The following is a 16,584-nucleotide window of genomic DNA, read 5'->3' as shown; positions in this document are numbered from 1 at the left end:
CGATGACGAAGCTGGCCGGTTCACGGGTGCTGGTCGCCGGTGCTGGTGTGACCGGCCGGTCCGCCGCGGAGGCTCTGCTCGCGGCGGGCGCCGAGGTCGTGGTGACGGACTCGTCAGCGGAACGGCTGATGGCGCTGGAGAGCCTGCTCGAGGGCGTCGACCTGGTGCCGGGCCTGATCGAACCGCCGGCCGGTACGTCGCTGGTGGTCACGAGCCCCGGCTGGCAGCCGTCGAGCCCGCTGCTCGCGGCCGCGTCGTCGGCGGGCATCGAGGTGATCGGTGAGGTCGAGCTGGCCTGGCGGATGGCCGCCGAGCTGGCCGACCCGCCGGTGTGGCTCGCGGTGACGGGCACGAACGGCAAGACCACGACGGTCGGCATGCTGGAGTCGATCCTGCACGCGGCCGGCGCGGACGCCGTGGCCTGCGGAAACGTGGGTCTGCCCGTCGTGGACGCACTGCTGGCCGGTCGCCGGGTGCTCGCCGTGGAGCTGTCGAGCTTCCAGCTGCACTGGGCGCCGTCGGTGCGGCCGCAGGCGGGCGCGCTGCTCAACCTCGCCGAGGACCACCTCGACTGGCACGGCGGCATGGAGCCGTACGCGCAGGCCAAGGCCAGGGTCCTCACCGGTGACGTGGCGATCGGCTGGCTCGACGACGACCTCGTCGTGGACCTGCTGGAGGCTTCGCCCGCGCCTGACCGGGTCGGCTTCACGCTGGAGGAGCCTGCCGCAGGCCAGCTCGGCGTGCGGGACGGCTGGCTGGTCGACCGCGCGTTCGCCGACGACGAGCCGCTGATCGAGGTCGCGAAGATCCGCCCGGCCGGTCCTCCCGGTATCGCGGACGCGTTGGCCGCCACGGCTCTGGCGCGCGCGTACGGCGTGCCGTCCGAGGCTGTGCGCGAGGGCTTGGAAGCGTTCGAACCTGCAGCTCACCGCGCGGTGCTCGTCGCCGTCGACGGTGCTGATATCCAATATGTCAACGACTCGAAGGCGACGAACCCGCACGCCGCGGTGGCGTCACTGCGGGCGTTCGACAGCGTCGTCTGGATCGCCGGTGGTCTGCTCAAGGGCGCTTCGGTGGACGAAATGGTGCGGACAGAAGCCCACCGGCTGCGCGGCGTGGTGCTGATCGGCCAGGATCGGCAGGTCATCGCGGACGCTCTGGCGCGACACGCGCCGAATGTCCCCGTTCGTGTGCTTGACACAGGGGACGATGAGCCCATGACCGTCGCGGTACGGGCTGCTCAGGAACTTGCGAGGCCGGGGGACACCGTGCTGCTCGCGCCGGCGGCGGCCTCCATGGACATGTTCACCGACTACGCCCATCGCGGGCAGGCGTTCACGGCCGCGGTGCAGGAGCTCATCGGCCGATGAGCGTCGTCGCGGAGAAGACGAGTGCCAAGCGCAAGGTGCGGCCTGCGGGCCGCGTCACGTCGTTGCGCGGCGGCCTGACGGCGTGGCTCGGTCGTCCGCTCGCCGACTTCCACCTGCTGCTCGCGATCTTCGGCATGCTCACCGTGCTCGGTCTGGTGATGGTGCTGTCGGCGTCGGCGCCTGGACAGGTCGCGTCAGGCGTGTCCGCCTACAGCGTGTTCCAGAAGCAGCTGATCTACGTGTGCGTCGGCGCGGTGCTGTTCTGGCTGGTGCTGCGGTTCCCGTTGCGCCGGCTCAGGCACCTGTCGACCGCCGCGATGGGCATCGGCGTGCTGCTGCTGGCCCTCGTGCTGTCGCCGCTGGGCGACGTCCGCGGTGGCGCCAAGTCGTGGTTCACCGTCGGGCCGATCTCGTTCCAGCCGATCGAGGCCGTGAAGCTCGCGCTGGCGTTGTGGGGCGCGCACGTCCTGGTCACCAAACGCGCGCTGCTGTCGCAGTACCGCCACCTGCTGGTGCCGGTCGTGCCGGTCGCGATGCTGGTGTTCGCGCTGGTCATGCTGCAGCCCGACCTCGGCGGCACGATCACGCTCGGCGTGGTGCTGATCAGCCTGCTGTGGTTCGTGGGTGCGCCGATGCGGCTGTTCGGCGTGATCGCCGGTGGCGCGGTGGCGGGTGCCGTCGTGCTCGCGATCGGTGCGACGTACCGGCTGCAGCGCGTGACGTCGTTCCTCGATCCGAACGCCGACCCGCAGGGCGCCGGTCTGCAGGCCCGCCAGGCAATGTTCGCGCTCGCCGAGGGCGGCCTGTTCGGCAAGGGGCTCGCGCAGGGCAGTTCGCAGTGGCGGTACCTGCCCAACGTCGAGTCGGACTTCATCTTCGCGGTGATCGGCGAGGAACTCGGCTTCGTCGGGTGCACGCTGGTGCTGGCGCTGTTCGGCCTGCTCGCGTGGGTCGGCCTGCGGGTCGCCTCGCGCAACACCGACCCGTGGATCCGGATCGTGTCCGCGACGCTGACGGTGTGGCTGGTCGCGCAGGCCGCGATCAACATCGGCTACGTCGTGCGGCTGCTGCCCGTCACCGGCATCACGCTGCCGATGATCTCCTCCGGCGGCACGTCCGTCGTGATGACCATGATCGTGTTCGGCATCCTCGCGAACTGCGCCCGGCACGAGCCCGAGGCCGTGGCGGCGTTGCGGTCCCTGGGTCCTGGCCGGGTCGGCGGGCTGCTCAAGCTGCCCGCCCCCGAGGCCTACAAGCCGCCGCCCAAGCGCAAGCCGGTGCGTCCGTCCACACCTCCGCGCGCGCCCGGCCGGCGCACCGCGCAACTTCCGGTCGTGGACGAACGTCGTATGGCAGGAAGGTCCGCTCCTCCCTCGGAGTACCGTCGCCGCGAGACGCGACGGGTGAACCAGAGCCGTTCCGAACAAGGCCGGTCGACCCGCGGTCGCGGGCGCTACAACTGATTGTTCGTAGTCAAAACCAATATCCGGAGGCAAGTCTTGACCGGGCACCCTGCCCCCAGTGGTCCGTGCGTCGTGGTCGCAGGTGGTGGCACCGCCGGCCACATCGAGCCGGCACTGGCGCTGGCCGACGCGGTCATGCGGCTGCGACCGGACGCACGCGTCGTCGCACTCGGCACCGAGCGCGGCCTGGAGACCAAGATCGTGCCGGCCCGCGGCTACCCGCTGGAGCTGATCCCGCCGGTGCCGATGCCGCGCAAGCCCACGCTCGACCTGCTCAAGCTGCCGCTGAACGTGCGCGGCGCGGTGAAGCAGACGCGTGAGGTCCTGGAGCGCGTCGGCGCGGACGTCGTCGTCGGCTTCGGCGGCTACGTGGCGCTGCCCGCGTACCTGGCCGCGCGCGGCCGCGTGCCGATCGTGGTGCACGAGGCGAACGCCAAGGCCGGTCTCGCGAACAAGGTCGGCGCCAAGTTCGCCGAGCACGTCGCGGCCGCCGTGCCGGACTCCGGCCTGGCGGACGCGCAGATCATCGGCATTCCGCTGCGCCAGTCGATCACGTTGCTGAACCGCGCGGCGTTGCGCGACGAGGCCCGCCGCTTCTTCGGCCTGGACCCGCACGCTCCGGTACTGCTGGTGTTCGGTGGCTCGCAGGGTGCGCGCTCGATCAACGAGGCCGTGGCACCCGCCGCGGCCGCGTTCGCTCAGGCGGGCGTCGGCGTGCTGCACGCTTATGGCCCGAAGAACACCGTTGCGGTGCAACAGGTTCCGGGTGCGCCCGCGTACGTGCCGGTGCCGTACCTGGAGCGCATGGACCTGGCCTACGCCGCCGCGGACGCCGTGCTGTGCCGCTCGGGTGCGATGACGGTCGCCGAGGTGTCGGCCGTCGGACTGCCCGCAGTGTTCGTGCCGCTGCCCCACGGCAACGGCGAGCAGGCTCTCAATGCCGGTCCGGTCGTGTCCGCCGGCGGTGGGATTTTGGTGCCGGACGAGGAGCTGACGCCGGAGAAGGTCGCGTCGCTGGTCGTGCCGCTGATGGCCGACCGGGCCCGGCTGGCCGCCATGTCCGCGGCGACGCTGGGCACCGGCCGTCGTGAAGCCGACGAAATTCTCGCCCGCGCCGTGCTGGAGGTGATCAAGAAGTGAGCCTCGAGCGCGTTCACCTCGTGGGCATCGGTGGTGCCGGCATGAGCGGCATCGCCAGGATCCTGCTGGCTCGCGGTGTGCAGGTGTCCGGTTCGGACGCCAAGGACTCGCGGACCGTGCTGGCGCTGCGTGCCCAGGGCGCGCAGATCGCCGTCGGACATGCCGCGGCGAACCTCGATCAGCTCGTCGGCGGTCCGACCGAGGTCGTGGTGTCGACCGCGATCAAGGAGACGAACCCGGAGTACGCGGCGGCTCGCGAGCGCGGCATCACGGTGTTGCGTCGTGCGGAAGCCCTTGCCGCGCTGATGGAAGACCACCGGGTCGTGTGCGTCGCCGGCACGCACGGCAAGACGTCGACCACCTCGATGTTGACCGTCGCGTTGCAGCACTGCCGGTTGGACCCGTCGTTCGCCATCGGTGGTGACCTCAACGAGTCCGGTGCCAACGCGCACCAGGGCACCGGCGGCGTTTTCGTCGCTGAGGCCGACGAGTCCGACGGCTCGTTCCTGTTCTTCTCGCCGTCGGTCGCCGTCGTGACGAACGTCGAGGCGGACCACCTCGACCACCACGGCACCGTAGAGGCGTACACGGCCGTGTTCGACTCGTTCCTGGACCGGATCGTGCCGGGCGGCGTGCTGGTGTCCTGTGTGGACGATCCGGGCGCGGCGCGGTTGATCGCAGAGGCGCGCTCTCGTGGCATCCGTGTGCGGGAGTACGGCCGAACTGCTTCTGACGCACGGATCGTCGACTACAAGCCGTTTGAGTCTGGTGGCCTCGCGTCGGTCGAGATCGACGGTGTGGCCGTCGAGGTCCAGGTCGCGGTGCCGGGCGAGCACATGGCGTTGAACGCCATCGCTGCTCTGCTGGCCGGTTTGGAGCTGGGTGCCGACCAGGCAGGGTTGCTCGAAGGCCTCGCCGCTTTCGGTGGCGTGCGGCGGCGGTTCGAGTTCAAGGGCCGTGCCGGTGGCGTGTCCGTCTACGACGACTACGCGCACCACCCGACCGAGGTCGACGCACAGCTGCGTGCGGCGCGTCCGGTCGCAGGAGCGGGTCGTGTTGTCGTGGTGTTCCAGCCGCACCTGTACTCCCGGACCCGGATGTTCGCTGCCGAGTTCGCCACCGCCCTGTCGCTGGCCGACGAGGTCGTGGTGCTGGACGTGTACGGCGCCCGCGAGGAGCCGGAGCCGGGTGTGTCCGGTGGGCTGATCGCCGAGCAGGTGACGACCTCCGTCCACTACGAGCCGTCGTTCGACCGCGTGCCCGTCCTGGTTGCGGCACTGGTCCGCGAGGGCGACCTGGTGGTGACCATGGGCGCGGGCGACGTGACGATGCTCGGCCCCGAGATCGTCAGCGCGCTGTCGCACAAAGAGCAGGCATGAGCGCCCCGGTTCGCGGCAGGTCCACGCGAGTACGCCCCGCCTCGAACCGGCGGCCGAAGAGCGCCGAGTACCGGGCGCGGCGCAGGATCATCCTGCGCCGCCGCCTGGTCGCGCTGCTGACGTTGTTGTCCATCATCGGTTTGACCTACAGCGTGTTCTTCACGCCGTTGCTGGGCGTCCGCCACGTTGACGTCCACGGCTCAGTGGTCCTCACCGAAGACGAGGTCCGCCGCGCCGCCGCCATCGAGCCGGGCTCTCCGTTGGTGCGCCTGGACCTCGTCGGCATCCGCGAGCGCGTGGCCGCCGTCCCCCGGATCGCGTCCATCGAGGTGGAACGCCAGCTGCCGGGCACCGTCCGGCTGCTGATCACCGAACGCGTGCCGATCGGCTCGGTGAAGCTGCCGGACGGCTTCCACCTGGTCGACTCCACCGGCAAGGACTACGCGGTTCTCCCCACCGCGGCACCAGGTGTGCCTGAGCTGGTGCTCGCCGCTCCGTCGTCAGCGGACCCGGCCACCCGCGCCGTGGTCGGGGTCTTGAACGAGCTGCCGGAGAAGCTCCGTCCCGACGTGGTTTCCGTTGCTGCCACGTCCGGTGCGGACGTGAAGGTGACGTTGAGCGGCAACCGCGTGGTGAAGTGGGGCAGCTCCGACGACACCCCGCGCAAGGCGGCCGTGCTGCTGGTGCTGCTCTCGCGGCCGGGCACGACGTACGACGTGTCGTCCCCGGACCTGGCCACGGTTTCCTAGGCCTGGTTCCCGACCCACGTGGCGAGCGCTTCGTGCAGGCCCTCGTCCGTGGTTCCCTGCCACGCGACGTAGCAGTCAGGCCGCAGCAGCAGAGCGGTGTCCAGCTCGGGGATCGTCGCGGTGTCGACCTGCGTCGCCCAGGGGCCTGCGTCGAGTTCGCCGGTCGGGTCCAGCAGGAGTGGCCGGGCGTGGCGGGTGAGGTCGCGCAGGCCGGGCAAGTCCGGTGCCCATCGGCCGACGAGATCGCCGGTCGCCTTGCCCATGTCGTAGGCGATGTCGGCGCCGGACATGAGGTGCGCGATGTGCCGGCGCGTCGGCTCCAACGCGAGCAGCTCGCCGAACAGCTCCCGCAGCGCCGTCACCTCGCTGCCGGGCCGGACGAGCAACGACTGGGCCTGGGTCTGCATGGTGACGCGCTGGGCCGCGGGGCGCCGCTCCGACTCGTAGGTGTCGAGCAACCCCACGGGTGCCCGGCCGCGCAGCACCGCGGCCAGTTTCCAGCCGAGGTTCACCGCGTCCTGCAGACCCAGGTTGAGCCCAGGGCCGCCGATGGCCGAGTGCACGTGTGCGGCGTCGCCGAGCACGAACACGCGACCGTCGCGGTAGCGAGCCGCGATGCGGGTGTTGCCGCCGAAGAGCCGGCGCAGGAGATGCGGTCCTGCTCCGGCCGGTGGACCGAGTGGCACGTCCGCGCCGAGAACGCGGGCGACGCTGGCGCGCAGCTCCTCGAGCGTTGCCTCGCCCTCGGCGGGTTGTCCCCACTCGATCGTGGCGACCAGCGGGTCCCGGTCGGGGAAGAGCGCCCACACGATCAGGCCGCGCTCGGTCCGCAGGTGCTGAAACGCTGGCACCACGCCGAAACCGGGCACGACCAGGCTGCCGTCCGCGGCGACGAACTCCGGCGGGACGCTCACGTGACCGGTGAACGACACCGAGTCGTCGGTGGTGACGCCGGGGAACTCGATCCCGGCGAGCTTGCGGACGGTGCTGCGGCCGCCGTCCGCGCCGACCAGGAACGCCGCCTCGACCGCCGCCGTGTCGTTCACCTCGACGGTCACGGAATGCTCGTGCCGCGTGAGTCCTGTGACCTCGTGGCCGAGCCGGACCTCCACGCCCAGTTCGTCGGCGCGTTCGGCGAGCATCTCCTCGATGCGGCGCTGGGGCACCATCAGCGCGTAGAGCGAGTTGTCCGGTAAGTCGTGCAGGGCCAACGGAAACGCGCCGAACATGAAGCCCGGGGTGGGCTCGGGTGTGGCGCCGGGCGCGGTCAGCCGTTCGTACAGGCCGCGCCGGTCGAGCATGCGCACGACCTGGCCGACCAGTCCGTTGGCGCGTTGTTCGTCGGACGGGCCGGTGCGGCGTTCCAGCACGAGCGGCCGTGCACCGGCCAAGGCGAGTTCGCACGCGAGCATGAGCCCGTTGGGTCCTGCTCCTGCGATGACGACGTCGATCATGAGGATTTCCGTTTCCGGGCAGGGGACATCGGCCCGGCCGTTGCCGCCGGGCTGATCGTCCGCGATGGATGTCTAGGAGAAGCCGACCGCCAGCCGGGCGAGACCGTCCTCGAGCAGCTCTCGCAGTGAGGCCTGCTGATCCGTGCGCAGGTGGTGCGCGGTGGCGGTGTTGATCGCGGCCGCGACCGCGGCCGCGACGAGGTGCGGGTACTGGTCTTCGGTGAGATCGGTGCCGGTGCGCTCGGCGACAGCGGCGGCGATCTCCGCCTCCGCCCCGGCCGCGCCCCGCAACATCTCGCCCAGCAAGGCCGGATGGGCGACCATCGTGCGCACGCCGGCGGCCCAGTCCACTCCTTCCGGCGGTGGACTCGCGGTCGCGTGGACGTCCGGCTGGAACCGCAGGAGCACCGAGTGGCTGATCGCCTCCCACAACGGCTCGTCCGCCGGACGCTCGCGCAACGCCTCGGCGATGCCCGTCCACCGGTCGACGTGCCTGGCGACGATCGCCTCGCCCTTGCTGGAGAAGTAGTTGTTGAACGTGCGCGGCGAGACACCGGCGGCCTCGGCGATGTCCTCGACCTTGACGTTGTCGTAGCCGCGCTCGACGGTCAGCCGCACCGCCGCCCAGCTGAGCGCCGCGCGTGTCTCGGCCTTCTTGCGCTCCCGCAACCCCATGACCCCACGCTACCAAAACTTGCGGGACCCGCAAATATGCGGGCCCCGCAAGTTTTAGTCGACGTCGGCTGGCCGCGTCCTACCAGCCGCTCGGCTTCAGTCGCGCCATCGCGACTCGTGCGAACAGGCTGCCCCACCTGCTTGTCACGAGTTCCAACACGATCGCCTCGATGAGGAGCGAACGGACGGACGCGGGTGCGGATGCCAAGACATGCCTCCAGGTGATGAACGACTACCGTGCTCATCGGACTGGTCCGCGCGGCATTAGCGATATTTGCCGTTGTCACCCGAAGGAAGTACGCATGGCAGGACACGTCGTGGTGGTGGGCGCCGGTCTTGCCGGACTGTCGGCCGCGTTGCACCTGCAAGGCACCGGCCGGCAGGTCACCGTGCTCGAAAAGGCTGATGTGCCAGGCGGTCGCGCCGGGACCGTGCGGGTGGGCGGGTTCACCGCGGACAGCGGGCCCACGGTGCTGACGATGCCGGAGTACCTGGACGAGGCGTTCGCCGCGGTGGGGGAGCGGCGGCAGGACTGGCTGACCCTCGACCGGGTCGATCCGGCCTACCACGCGCGGTTCGCGGACGGTTCTCGGATCGCCGTGCACACGGACGCCGCCGCGATGGAGGACGAGGTGCGGAACGTCTGCGGTGCAAGGGAAGCGGCCGGGTATCGGTCGTTGCGACGGTGGCTGGGCGAGCTGTACGCGGTGCAGCGCGAGCACTTCATCGGCGCCAACTTCGACTCGCCGTTGGACCTCGTCCGGCCGGAGCTCGCGAAACTGGCTCTGCTCGGCGGGTTCGGCCGGCTCGAACCGCAGTTGCGCCGGTTCATCACGGATGAGCGGCTGATCCGGCTGTTCTCGTTCCAGGCTTTGTACGCCGGTGTGCCGCCGCAGCAGGCCCTCGCGGCGTACGCGGTCATCGCGTACATGGACACCATCGCGGGCGTGTACTACCCACGCGGCGGGATGCACGCGGTGCCGCAAGCGCTCAGCAAGGCCGCGGAGAAGCACGGCGCGGAGTTCCGTTACGGCACAACAGTCACACGTCTGGAGTGGAGCGGCGCACGGGTCCGAGCCGTCCACACCGCCGACGAGCGGATCGCTGCAGACGCCGTGGTGCTGGCGTGCGAGCTGCCAGACGCGTACCGGTTGCTCGGCAAGCGCCCGCAACGGCTGCTGAAGCACCGTTGGTCGCCATCGGCCGTGGTGCTGCACGCCGCGACGGATCGCACGTGGGACCTCGGGCACCACAACATCCTGTTCGGCGCGGCCTGGCGCGACACGTTCGCCGAGATCGTCCACAAGGGACGGTTGATGGCAGACCCGTCCTTGCTCGTCACGCACGCCCAGAACGGCCTGCACTACGTGCTGGCACCGTGCCCGAACCTGAAGACCGGCCCGATCGACTGGCAGCGCATCGGCCCCCGGTACCGCGACGAGCTCGTCGCCACGCTGGAAGAGCGCGGCCTGACGGGATTCGGCGCGGCGATCCAGGACGAGCACCTCGTCACGCCACCGGACTGGGCCAACGCGGCCGGCACGCCGTTCGGGCTCGCGCACACCTTCGCGCAGACCGGACCGTTCCGGCCGCGCAACGTCGTCAAGGGGGCCGACAACGTGGCGTTGGCCGGCGCGGGCACCACACCGGGTGTCGGGGTGCCGCCGGTGCTCATCTCCGGACGGCTCGCGGCGCAGCGTGTGACTGCGATGCGGTGACCGGGCGGTCTCCGTCGAAGAGACCGCCCGGCACGCGGGCGACTAGGCCGCCGGGAGCTGCCAGTGCTGCGCGAGGCCGATTCCGAAGAAGCTCAGGGCCTTCACCTGGTTGTCCCGTGGTGTCAGGTATCGGTCCCCGTTCGACACCGTGTAGTTGCCGAGCTCGTCATCGGAGAGTTTCCACTGTTGTGCGGCCGAGCTGACGGCACAGGTCTGCAGCCACACGTACTCGCTGCGGAACAGCGCCAGGCACTTGCCACTCGCCTGGCTGCGCAGCGCGACGAGTCCGTTGCCCGCGTCGATTCGTTCGAAGCCCGGCGCGGTGTCGCAGGGCTTCAGCTCGTTCATGTACTTCTGGCTGTCGGACAGGCAGATGTCCTGTTCGGCGTGCCGCACCTTGACCACGGTGGCGAGCTGCGGCGGCGGCACCGTCCCGACCTCGCGGACGAACCAGCGCTGCGTCGGCCGCGCGGGGTCGTCCGACATGGCCAGTTCGCCGTAGAGGGGGAACAGCACCGAGTCGAGGAACGTGGTGCCTTTCTGCCCCGTGGCCGAGAGTCTCACCGCGCCGTCGGAATCGGGCACCTCCTGGAACCGCTGGCCGGTGATGTCGGGCTCGCACCGCTTCTCCACCACGCTGACGCGGTACCCGTCCAGGCAGCGCCCGTCCCCGACGTTGCGCAGGTACGAGCCCGTCGCGGTCGGGATCCGTTCGAACTGCTGCGCGGCACTGCCCGTGCAGGCACCCAGGCCCGCGTAGGGCGTGTCAGTTCTGCTGAAGTCGAGACACAGCCCCTCGGCCGCGCTCTTGATCTCGACGATCTTGTTGCCTTCCGGCGCCGCACTCGCTGGTGCGACCATCACTGCCCCCAGAGCGATCGCGGCCAGCGCGACGCTCAGCATCTTCGTCCCCATCTACCGACGGTAGCGGTTGATCACTCGCTGCAGAGCGGAAAGTGACGAGATCGGGCGATCTCCGTCGAGGAGACCGCCCGATCATCCGGCGCGACTAGCTTGAGTTTTAACCTGTTCGGCGAGGTCGTGGGTTGCTCGACTGGGTCTTCTTGCCGCGCTGGGGTTTCTGCTTGTTTGCGCTGGTGACGGTGTGGACGTCATGGCGTGCTGCGGGCCGGTGGTTGGGCAGTCCTGCGGGGCGTCCTGGGCCGGGGTGTGAGGGTTTCGGGACACGGGCGGGACAGGCCAGTTGTGGACGCAGGTTGCGAAACCCCCGGCGGATCCGTGACGGGCTGAGTCGTTGGGCCGGCCGGGGTTTCTCCCAGGGGCGGCGCAGATCGGTGGTGAGATCGCGGGCGAGGCGGAGCTGGGTGCAGGCGGCAAGGAGAAGCCAGGTCCAGCGGTCGGCCGCTTCGGGTGAGCGCAGTTTCGGGGTGGTCCAGCCGAGAGTCTGTTTGAGCATGCGGAAGGTGTGCTCGATGTCGAAGCGGCGCAGGAACGCCTGCCAGGCCAGATCGATCTCGGTCTGGGTGAGGCTGGTGCGGGAGTGCCAGAGCCACACGGGTTTCGGGATCGCCCCGGAGGGCAGGCGCTCGACCTGCAGGAGGATCACGGTGCCGTCGAGGATGGGCAGGTCTCCGGTGTGTCCGGTCCAGGCGGTGCGGGAGGTGAGCTTGGGGTGCAGCCGGTCCCAGGCCTGGATCAGCGCGGGACCGTAGAGCCGGGTCGTGGTCTCGAGGGTGATATCCGGCTCGCCCCACGTGTTCGGGTCGCCGAAGGCGAACTCGTCGCCGTGGCGGCGAGGCCGGCCCGGACTGGGGCCAGGCCGCAGCGGCGGCGCGGGCCGGCGCAACACCCGGTCCGGCCGCATCCGCACCAGCACGACGACCGGAAGATCGGCCAGCACGTGCGCGAGCCGGGGTCCGTCGTAGCCGGCGTCGGCGACGAGCAGGATCTCCGGGTCCCCCGGCGACCAGTGCCCGGCGGTGACCAGCCTGTCCACGACACCACGGATCTGGCGGGCGGTCACGCTCGCGGCGTCATCGCCGGGCGCGAGCCGGACCGCGTCCAGCGGCGCGGTCCACGAGTGCCGCCCGCTCTCCAAGGCGACGACGATCGAGTAGGGCCAGCCTGGCACCATGATGTGCTGGTCCTTGCCCCGGCCGTAGGTGTGACACAGGATCCGCTGCGGGCACGTGTGCGCCTCCGGGCGCAGCCAGCAGGTGACGTCCACCGCCAGCACCAGCCGCCCGTCCGCCGCACGAGGCAGCGACACCGCCGCCAGGGCGGTGCGTAACCGGTCGATGTCCACCCGGCCCCGGGCCAGCGCGGCATAGCCGCTGCCATGCCCGCGGCGATGCTCACCGGCCAGTGACAACTCCGCGACCGAGCGGACCGGCCCGTCCGCACACAACACAGCGTCGGTCAGCTCGAACAACGCGTCCGCCCGCCGCGTCAGGCACCGGTAGAACTCCTGCCGTAGCCCGGACAGCTCCCCGACCGCACCGGCAGAACCGGCATCGTGCACACTGATCAACTGAAGCCCTTGGTGACGATCTTCTTCCCTAGACAAGAAGAATGATCAACCAAGGGCTTCACTCATGATCAACCAGGGTCTCGCCCAGCCACTCAGAGGTTAAAACTCAAGCTAGGCCGGCAGCAGCTCCCAGAGCTGCCACATGTTGAGGCTGCGGTCCCGTGTCCTGAGGTAGACGTCGGAACCCGGCGTGATGTAACGATCGCCGGCAGACTGCCGGATCCGCACCGAGCCGGTCCTGGTCGGCTCGACGGTGAACTGCTGGCGGACGTCGTCCGGCGTGCAGTCGACGTTGACGTCCAGGTACGACTGCGTGTCGTTCCTCGCGGTGACGCACTTGCCGTTGGCGACGCTGCGAAACGCCGTCCTGCCGTCGCCGAGCTCGATCCGCTGGAACTTCTCCTCCGGCGAGTCGACGCACTTGCCGGTCGGTAGCTGCCACGGGCCGTCCGACACCCTGATGCAGCCGTAGTCGAAGCTGACCGCGCGGATCCGGACGATCTGCCCGGTGGTGTCGACCGGCGTCGTCGTGCCGACCTGGCGCACCCGCCAGCGCTGCTCGCGGGTGTCGGCGAAGCGGGTGATCCAGGCGTCCCGCCTGCCGTCGGAGTACGCGAACCCCTCCAGGTACTCGTCCCCGAACTTGAAGCGCGTGGTGCCGTCCGCGGCCGTCACCAGCTCGGTCTGTGCCGTGACCTCCTCGTCGTCGCAGTAGTAGTGGCCGTACGTGTCGCCCACGCACTCGTTGCTCGCCAGGTTGCGCAGCAGGTGCTTGCCCCCGCCCACCGGGATCAGCTCCCACCGCTGGTTGACCGCGCCGCCGCAGTCGCCGAACGCGATCCGGGAGTGCGGCTCCGGCGTCGAGGGCTGCAGGCACTGCCCGAACGCGACGTTCTCGATCTCGATGATCTGGTTTCCGTCTTGCGCCGCACTCGCGGGTGCGACCGTCACTGCCCCCAGTGCGATCGCCACGAGGGCGATGCACAGCTTTTTCATCCCCATGAGGCGACGCTAGCGAGCACCACCGACAGAAAAGCATCGATAAGGCGGGCGAGACGATCTCTGATTCGAGGTCCGACTACGCTTGTGGTGCGTCGTCCTCAGGGCCGTGCGCACTACTTGACGGCACGACCGGGGAGTAGTAGCGCACAGTGTTGGGACCCTACGGCGCGCCTGCTGGACCGACGCACCGCCGGTGCTTACCGTCCAGCAGGAACATATGGGGTTGACATAACTCTGGACCTCGACGAGAGGTTGAGAGTTTCAATCCGGGTGCATCACCACCCAGCACCACAGCACGGACCACGATCAGGAAGGCGGATCCGATGACGCCCCCGCACAACTACCTCGCGGTGATCAAGGTCGTCGGCATCGGTGGTGGCGGCGTCAACGCCGTCAACCGCATGATCGAGGTCGGGCTCAAGGGCGTCGAGTTCATCGCGGTGAACACCGACGCACAGGCCTTGCTGATGTCTGATGCCGACGTCAAGCTCGACATCGGCCGCGAGTTGACGCGCGGCCTCGGTGCCGGCGCGAACCCCGAGGTCGGGCACAAGGCCGCCGAAGACCACCGCGAGGAGATCGAGGAGGTCCTCAAGGGGGCCGACATGGTCTTCGTGACCGCCGGTGAGGGCGGCGGCACGGGCACCGGCGGCGCGCCGGTGGTGGCCTCGATCGCCCGCAAGCTCGGGGCACTGACCATCGGTGTCGTCACGCGGCCGTTTTCGTTCGAGGGCAAGCGCCGCGCCAAGCAGGCGGAAGACGGCATCCAGGCGCTGCGCAACGAGTGCGACACCCTGATCGTCATCCCCAACGACCGGCTGCTCCAGCTGGGCGACATCGGTGTCAGCCTGATGGACGCGTTCCGCTCGGCGGACGAGGTCCTCCTCTCCGGTGTCCAGGGCATCACCGACCTGATCACCACCCCCGGTCTGATCAACCTGGACTTCGCCGACGTCAAGTCGGTCATGTCCGGCGCGGGATCGGCGTTGATGGGCATCGGTTCCGCACGCGGTGAGGGCCGCGCGGTCCAGGCCGCGCAGAAGGCGATCAACTCTCCGCTGCTCGAGGCCTCGATGGAGGGCGCGCACGGCGTGCTGCTGTCCATCGCCGGCGGCTCGGACCTGGGCCTGTTCGAGATCAACGAGTCCGCGTCGCTGGTCCAGGAGGCCGCGCACCCGGACGCGAACATCATCTTCGGTACGGTCATCGACGACTCCCTCGGCGACGAGGTCAGGGTCACGGTGATCGCGGCCGGGTTCGACAGCGGTGGGCCCACGCACAAGAAGCTGGAGCCGACGGCGTTGTCCTCGGCGCCGCGGACGGCTACCGGGCCGATCGCCACGGCGACGGCCGCGCCGACGCACGCCCCGACGCCTCAGCCGGTCGCGCAGACGCCTCCGCCGCCCGTGGTGCAGACGCCTCCTCCGGTCCAGCAGCCCGCCCCGCCGGTGCCGCAGCCACAGCCGCAGCCGCCCACCACGGTGCCGCCGCAGCCCTCGCCGGTGCAGGGCAACGGATACGTGCCTTCGGTGCCGCGGTCGCTGTCGCAGAACGGCTCGCTGCCGTCGCGTCCGGTCCCGGTCACGGAGGACCCGGACGACGAGGTGGACGTGCCGCCCTTCATGCGGCGCTGAGAGCTCGATGAAGGGCTCCTTCCTCCACCTCAGGTGGAGGAAGGAGCCCTTCATCGTTTTAGGGTGTGGGTGTGCGCATTCGTCGTGTTGTCACCACACGCGCTGGTGGCGTTTCCAAGACTCCGTTCGACTCGTTCAACCTCGGTGATCACGTGGGGGACGATCAGAAGGCCGTTGAAGCCAACCGCGCTCGCCTGGCCGAGGGCATCGGTCTCACGCCGGACCGTTTGGTGTGGATGGAACAGGTGCACGGCCGGACGGTCGGGGTGGTCGACGGTCCGCGGGCCGAGCCGCTGGAGGCGACCGACGGCGCAGTGACGAAACAGCCTGGTCTCGGGCTCGTGGTGCTCACGGCCGACTGCGTCCCGGTGCTGCTCGGTGATCAGGAGGCCGGCGTGGTCGGCGCGGTCCACGCCGGGCGTGTCGGCGCGCGTGTCGGGGTCGTCGTCGAGACGCTCAAAGCGATGCTGGCTCAGGGCGCCGAGCTGGAACGGATCGAGGTCCTGCTGGGCCCAGCGGTGTGCGGCGAGTGCTACGAGGTGCCCGCCGACATGCAGAAGGACGTCGAGAAGCACCTGCCCGGCAGCGCCTCGAAGTCGCGCAAGGGCACTCCCGCTCTCGATCTGCGCGCCGGGCTGTGGAACCAGCTGGCGAGCGCCGGGGTCGGCAAGATCGGCGTCGATCCGCGCTGCACGTTCGAGGAGAAGGACCTCTTCAGCCACCGCAGGCAAGCTCCGACCGGGCGGCTCGCGTCGGTCATTTGGATCGAGCCGTGAGCAGTCGCCGGGAAGAGCTGAAAGCGAACCTCGCGGAGGTCGAAGAACGCATCGCGAACGCGTGCGAAGCGGCCGGGCGTGATCGTTCCGAAGTGATGTTGCTCGCGGTGACGAAAACCTGGCCCGCGAGCGATGTCGAGCTGTTGTACGAACTCGGGCTGCGGAACTTCGCCGAAAACCGCGATCAGGAAGCGAGTGCGAAGGTCGGCCAATTGAGACATCTCGTCGATGCGAGATGGCACATGGTCGGCAGAGTGCAGCGGAACAAGGCGAAGTCCGTCGTCGAATGGGCCGATCAGGTCGACTCGGTGGACAGCGTCAGATTGGCCGAGGCACTGGCGCGAGCGGCTCACGCGAAGGGCGTCCAGCTCGACGTGTTGCTGCAGGTCAGCATCGACGGCGACACGTCGAGAGGCGGCTGCCCGATCCCGGATGTCGGTGAACTCGCTGGCGCGATCACTCGTTCGGGTGATCTTATTCTCCGAGGTGCGATGACTGTCGCTCCCCTGACGATGAAGCCATCGCAGGCGTTTGAGGCGTTGGCGTCAGTGGTATCAGGCCTACGTGATGATCATCCCAGTGTCCGCGATGTGTCAGCGGGGATGAGCGGAGACCTGGAGGATGCCATCTCGCACGGATCGACCTGTGTGCGTGTCGGAACGGCGTTGCTCGGCAGTCGACGGCTAACGTTGCCTTAGGTTGTCGGGAACCTCGGGACCGTCCGCACCGTCCC

General features: G+C 69.6%; 14 protein-coding genes. 9 read left to right on the top strand and 5 right to left on the bottom strand.

All coding sequences use genetic code 11. From position 1 onward, the window contains the following. The first annotated feature begins 2 nt into the window (after positions 1 to 2). Genes murD through DI276_RS39055 form a run of 5 tightly spaced genes read left to right on the top strand, consistent with a single transcriptional unit; the run spans position 3 to position 6,101 of the window. Positions 3 to 1,370: a UDP-N-acetylmuramoyl-L-alanine--D-glutamate ligase gene (gene murD, locus DI276_RS39075; RefSeq protein WP_112273205.1), complete on the top strand. Its 1,368-nt coding sequence runs from the start codon at positions 3 to 5 to the stop codon at positions 1,368 to 1,370. Next, positions 1,367 to 2,833 (top strand): putative lipid II flippase FtsW, encoded by a 1,467-nt coding sequence (ftsW, locus tag DI276_RS39070; RefSeq protein WP_112273203.1) that lies wholly within the window; start codon positions 1,367 to 1,369, stop codon positions 2,831 to 2,833. The genes murD and ftsW overlap by 4 nt, the downstream gene beginning before the upstream one ends. Positions 2,834 to 2,854: 21 nt before the next feature. After that, entirely contained in the window at positions 2,855 to 3,973 is a 1,119-nt protein-coding gene (murG, locus tag DI276_RS39065) for an undecaprenyldiphospho-muramoylpentapeptide beta-N-acetylglucosaminyltransferase (protein WP_198681199.1), read from the top strand. Beyond that, the gene (murC, locus tag DI276_RS39060; protein ID WP_269814341.1) at positions 3,970 to 5,352 is read left to right on the top strand and encodes a UDP-N-acetylmuramate--L-alanine ligase; all 1,383 of its coding nucleotides are present in this window, start codon (positions 3,970 to 3,972) and stop codon (positions 5,350 to 5,352) included. The genes murG and murC overlap by 4 nt, the downstream gene beginning before the upstream one ends. Beyond that, on the top strand, positions 5,349 to 6,101 hold the full coding sequence (locus tag DI276_RS39055; protein WP_112273199.1) for a cell division protein FtsQ/DivIB: 753 nt from the start codon (positions 5,349 to 5,351) through the stop codon (positions 6,099 to 6,101). Before murC ends, DI276_RS39055 begins: the two co-directional genes overlap by 4 nt. Here DI276_RS39055 and DI276_RS39050 read toward each other — a convergent pair. Further along, positions 6,098 to 7,555, bottom strand: a complete 1,458-nt coding sequence (locus DI276_RS39050; RefSeq protein ID WP_112273197.1) for an FAD-dependent monooxygenase — start codon at positions 7,553 to 7,555, stop codon at positions 6,098 to 6,100. The genes DI276_RS39055 and DI276_RS39050 overlap by 4 nt on opposite strands. A 72-nt stretch (positions 7,556 to 7,627) precedes the next feature. Beyond that, the gene (locus DI276_RS39045; protein WP_112273195.1) at positions 7,628 to 8,230 is read right to left on the bottom strand and encodes a TetR/AcrR family transcriptional regulator; all 603 of its coding nucleotides are present in this window, start codon (positions 8,228 to 8,230) and stop codon (positions 7,628 to 7,630) included. A gap of 302 nt (positions 8,231 to 8,532) precedes the next feature. Between DI276_RS39045 and crtI the strand changes: the two genes are divergently transcribed. Further along, the gene (gene crtI, locus DI276_RS39040; RefSeq protein WP_112273193.1) at positions 8,533 to 9,948 is read left to right on the top strand and encodes a phytoene desaturase family protein; all 1,416 of its coding nucleotides are present in this window, start codon (positions 8,533 to 8,535) and stop codon (positions 9,946 to 9,948) included. A 42-nt stretch (positions 9,949 to 9,990) separates the two neighbouring features. On the opposite strand, the gene DI276_RS39035 is transcribed toward crtI, so the two are convergent. From DI276_RS39035 to DI276_RS39025, 3 genes are all read right to left on the bottom strand, one after another. Beyond that, positions 9,991 to 10,863 carry an RICIN domain-containing protein gene (locus DI276_RS39035; protein WP_112273191.1) on the bottom strand — a complete coding sequence of 291 codons (873 nt, stop codon included), beginning with the start codon at positions 10,861 to 10,863 and terminating at the stop codon, positions 9,991 to 9,993. A 106-nt stretch (positions 10,864 to 10,969) separates the two neighbouring features. Beyond that, a complete protein-coding gene (locus DI276_RS39030; RefSeq protein WP_198681198.1) occupies positions 10,970 to 12,430 on the bottom strand; it encodes an NF041680 family putative transposase in 1,461 nt (486 codons plus the stop codon). Positions 12,431 to 12,550: 120 nt separating this feature from the next. Continuing rightward, on the bottom strand, positions 12,551 to 13,441 hold the full coding sequence (locus tag DI276_RS39025) for an RICIN domain-containing protein (protein ID WP_157985227.1): 891 nt from the start codon (positions 13,439 to 13,441) through the stop codon (positions 12,551 to 12,553). 323 nt (positions 13,442 to 13,764) lie between these two features. Between DI276_RS39025 and ftsZ the strand changes: the two genes are divergently transcribed. The 3 genes from ftsZ to DI276_RS39010 all read left to right on the top strand — a co-directional run bounded on the left by ftsZ (position 13,765) and on the right by DI276_RS39010 (position 16,549). Then, entirely contained in the window at positions 13,765 to 15,075 is a 1,311-nt protein-coding gene (gene ftsZ, locus DI276_RS39020; protein ID WP_112273175.1) for a cell division protein FtsZ, read from the top strand. 71 nt (positions 15,076 to 15,146) lie between these two features. After that, complete coding sequence (gene pgeF, locus DI276_RS39015; protein ID WP_112273486.1) at positions 15,147 to 15,851, top strand: peptidoglycan editing factor PgeF; 705 nt, start codon at positions 15,147 to 15,149, stop codon at positions 15,849 to 15,851. Next, positions 15,848 to 16,549: a YggS family pyridoxal phosphate-dependent enzyme gene (locus tag DI276_RS39010; RefSeq protein ID WP_112273173.1), complete on the top strand. Its 702-nt coding sequence runs from the start codon at positions 15,848 to 15,850 to the stop codon at positions 16,547 to 16,549. Before pgeF ends, DI276_RS39010 begins: the two co-directional genes overlap by 4 nt. Positions 16,550 to 16,584: the final 35 nt, after the last annotated feature.

The organism is Lentzea terrae, from assembly GCF_003265345.1.
Taxonomy (GTDB): domain Bacteria; phylum Actinomycetota; class Actinomycetes; order Mycobacteriales; family Pseudonocardiaceae; genus Lentzea; species Lentzea terrae.
This window is presented reverse-complemented; position numbering and strand designations above follow the sequence as displayed.

Coding starts and splice junctions, on each gene's coding strand:
- murD (WP_112273205.1), top strand. CDS start 3: ATGACGAAGCTGGCCGGTTCACGGGTGCTGGTCGCCGGTGCTGGTGTG.
- ftsW (WP_112273203.1), top strand. CDS start 1,367: ATGAGCGTCGTCGCGGAGAAGACGAGTGCCAAGCGCAAGGTGCGGCCT.
- DI276_RS39055 (WP_112273199.1), top strand. CDS start 5,349: ATGAGCGCCCCGGTTCGCGGCAGGTCCACGCGAGTACGCCCCGCCTCG.
- DI276_RS39050 (WP_112273197.1), bottom strand. CDS start 7,555: ATGATCGACGTCGTCATCGCAGGAGCAGGACCCAACGGGCTCATGCTC.
- DI276_RS39045 (WP_112273195.1), bottom strand. CDS start 8,230: ATGGGGTTGCGGGAGCGCAAGAAGGCCGAGACACGCGCGGCGCTCAGC.
- crtI (WP_112273193.1), top strand. CDS start 8,533: ATGGCAGGACACGTCGTGGTGGTGGGCGCCGGTCTTGCCGGACTGTCG.
- DI276_RS39035 (WP_112273191.1), bottom strand. CDS start 10,863: ATGGGGACGAAGATGCTGAGCGTCGCGCTGGCCGCGATCGCTCTGGGG.
- DI276_RS39025 (WP_157985227.1), bottom strand. CDS start 13,441: ATGGGGATGAAAAAGCTGTGCATCGCCCTCGTGGCGATCGCACTGGGG.
- ftsZ (WP_112273175.1), top strand. CDS start 13,765: ATGACGCCCCCGCACAACTACCTCGCGGTGATCAAGGTCGTCGGCATC.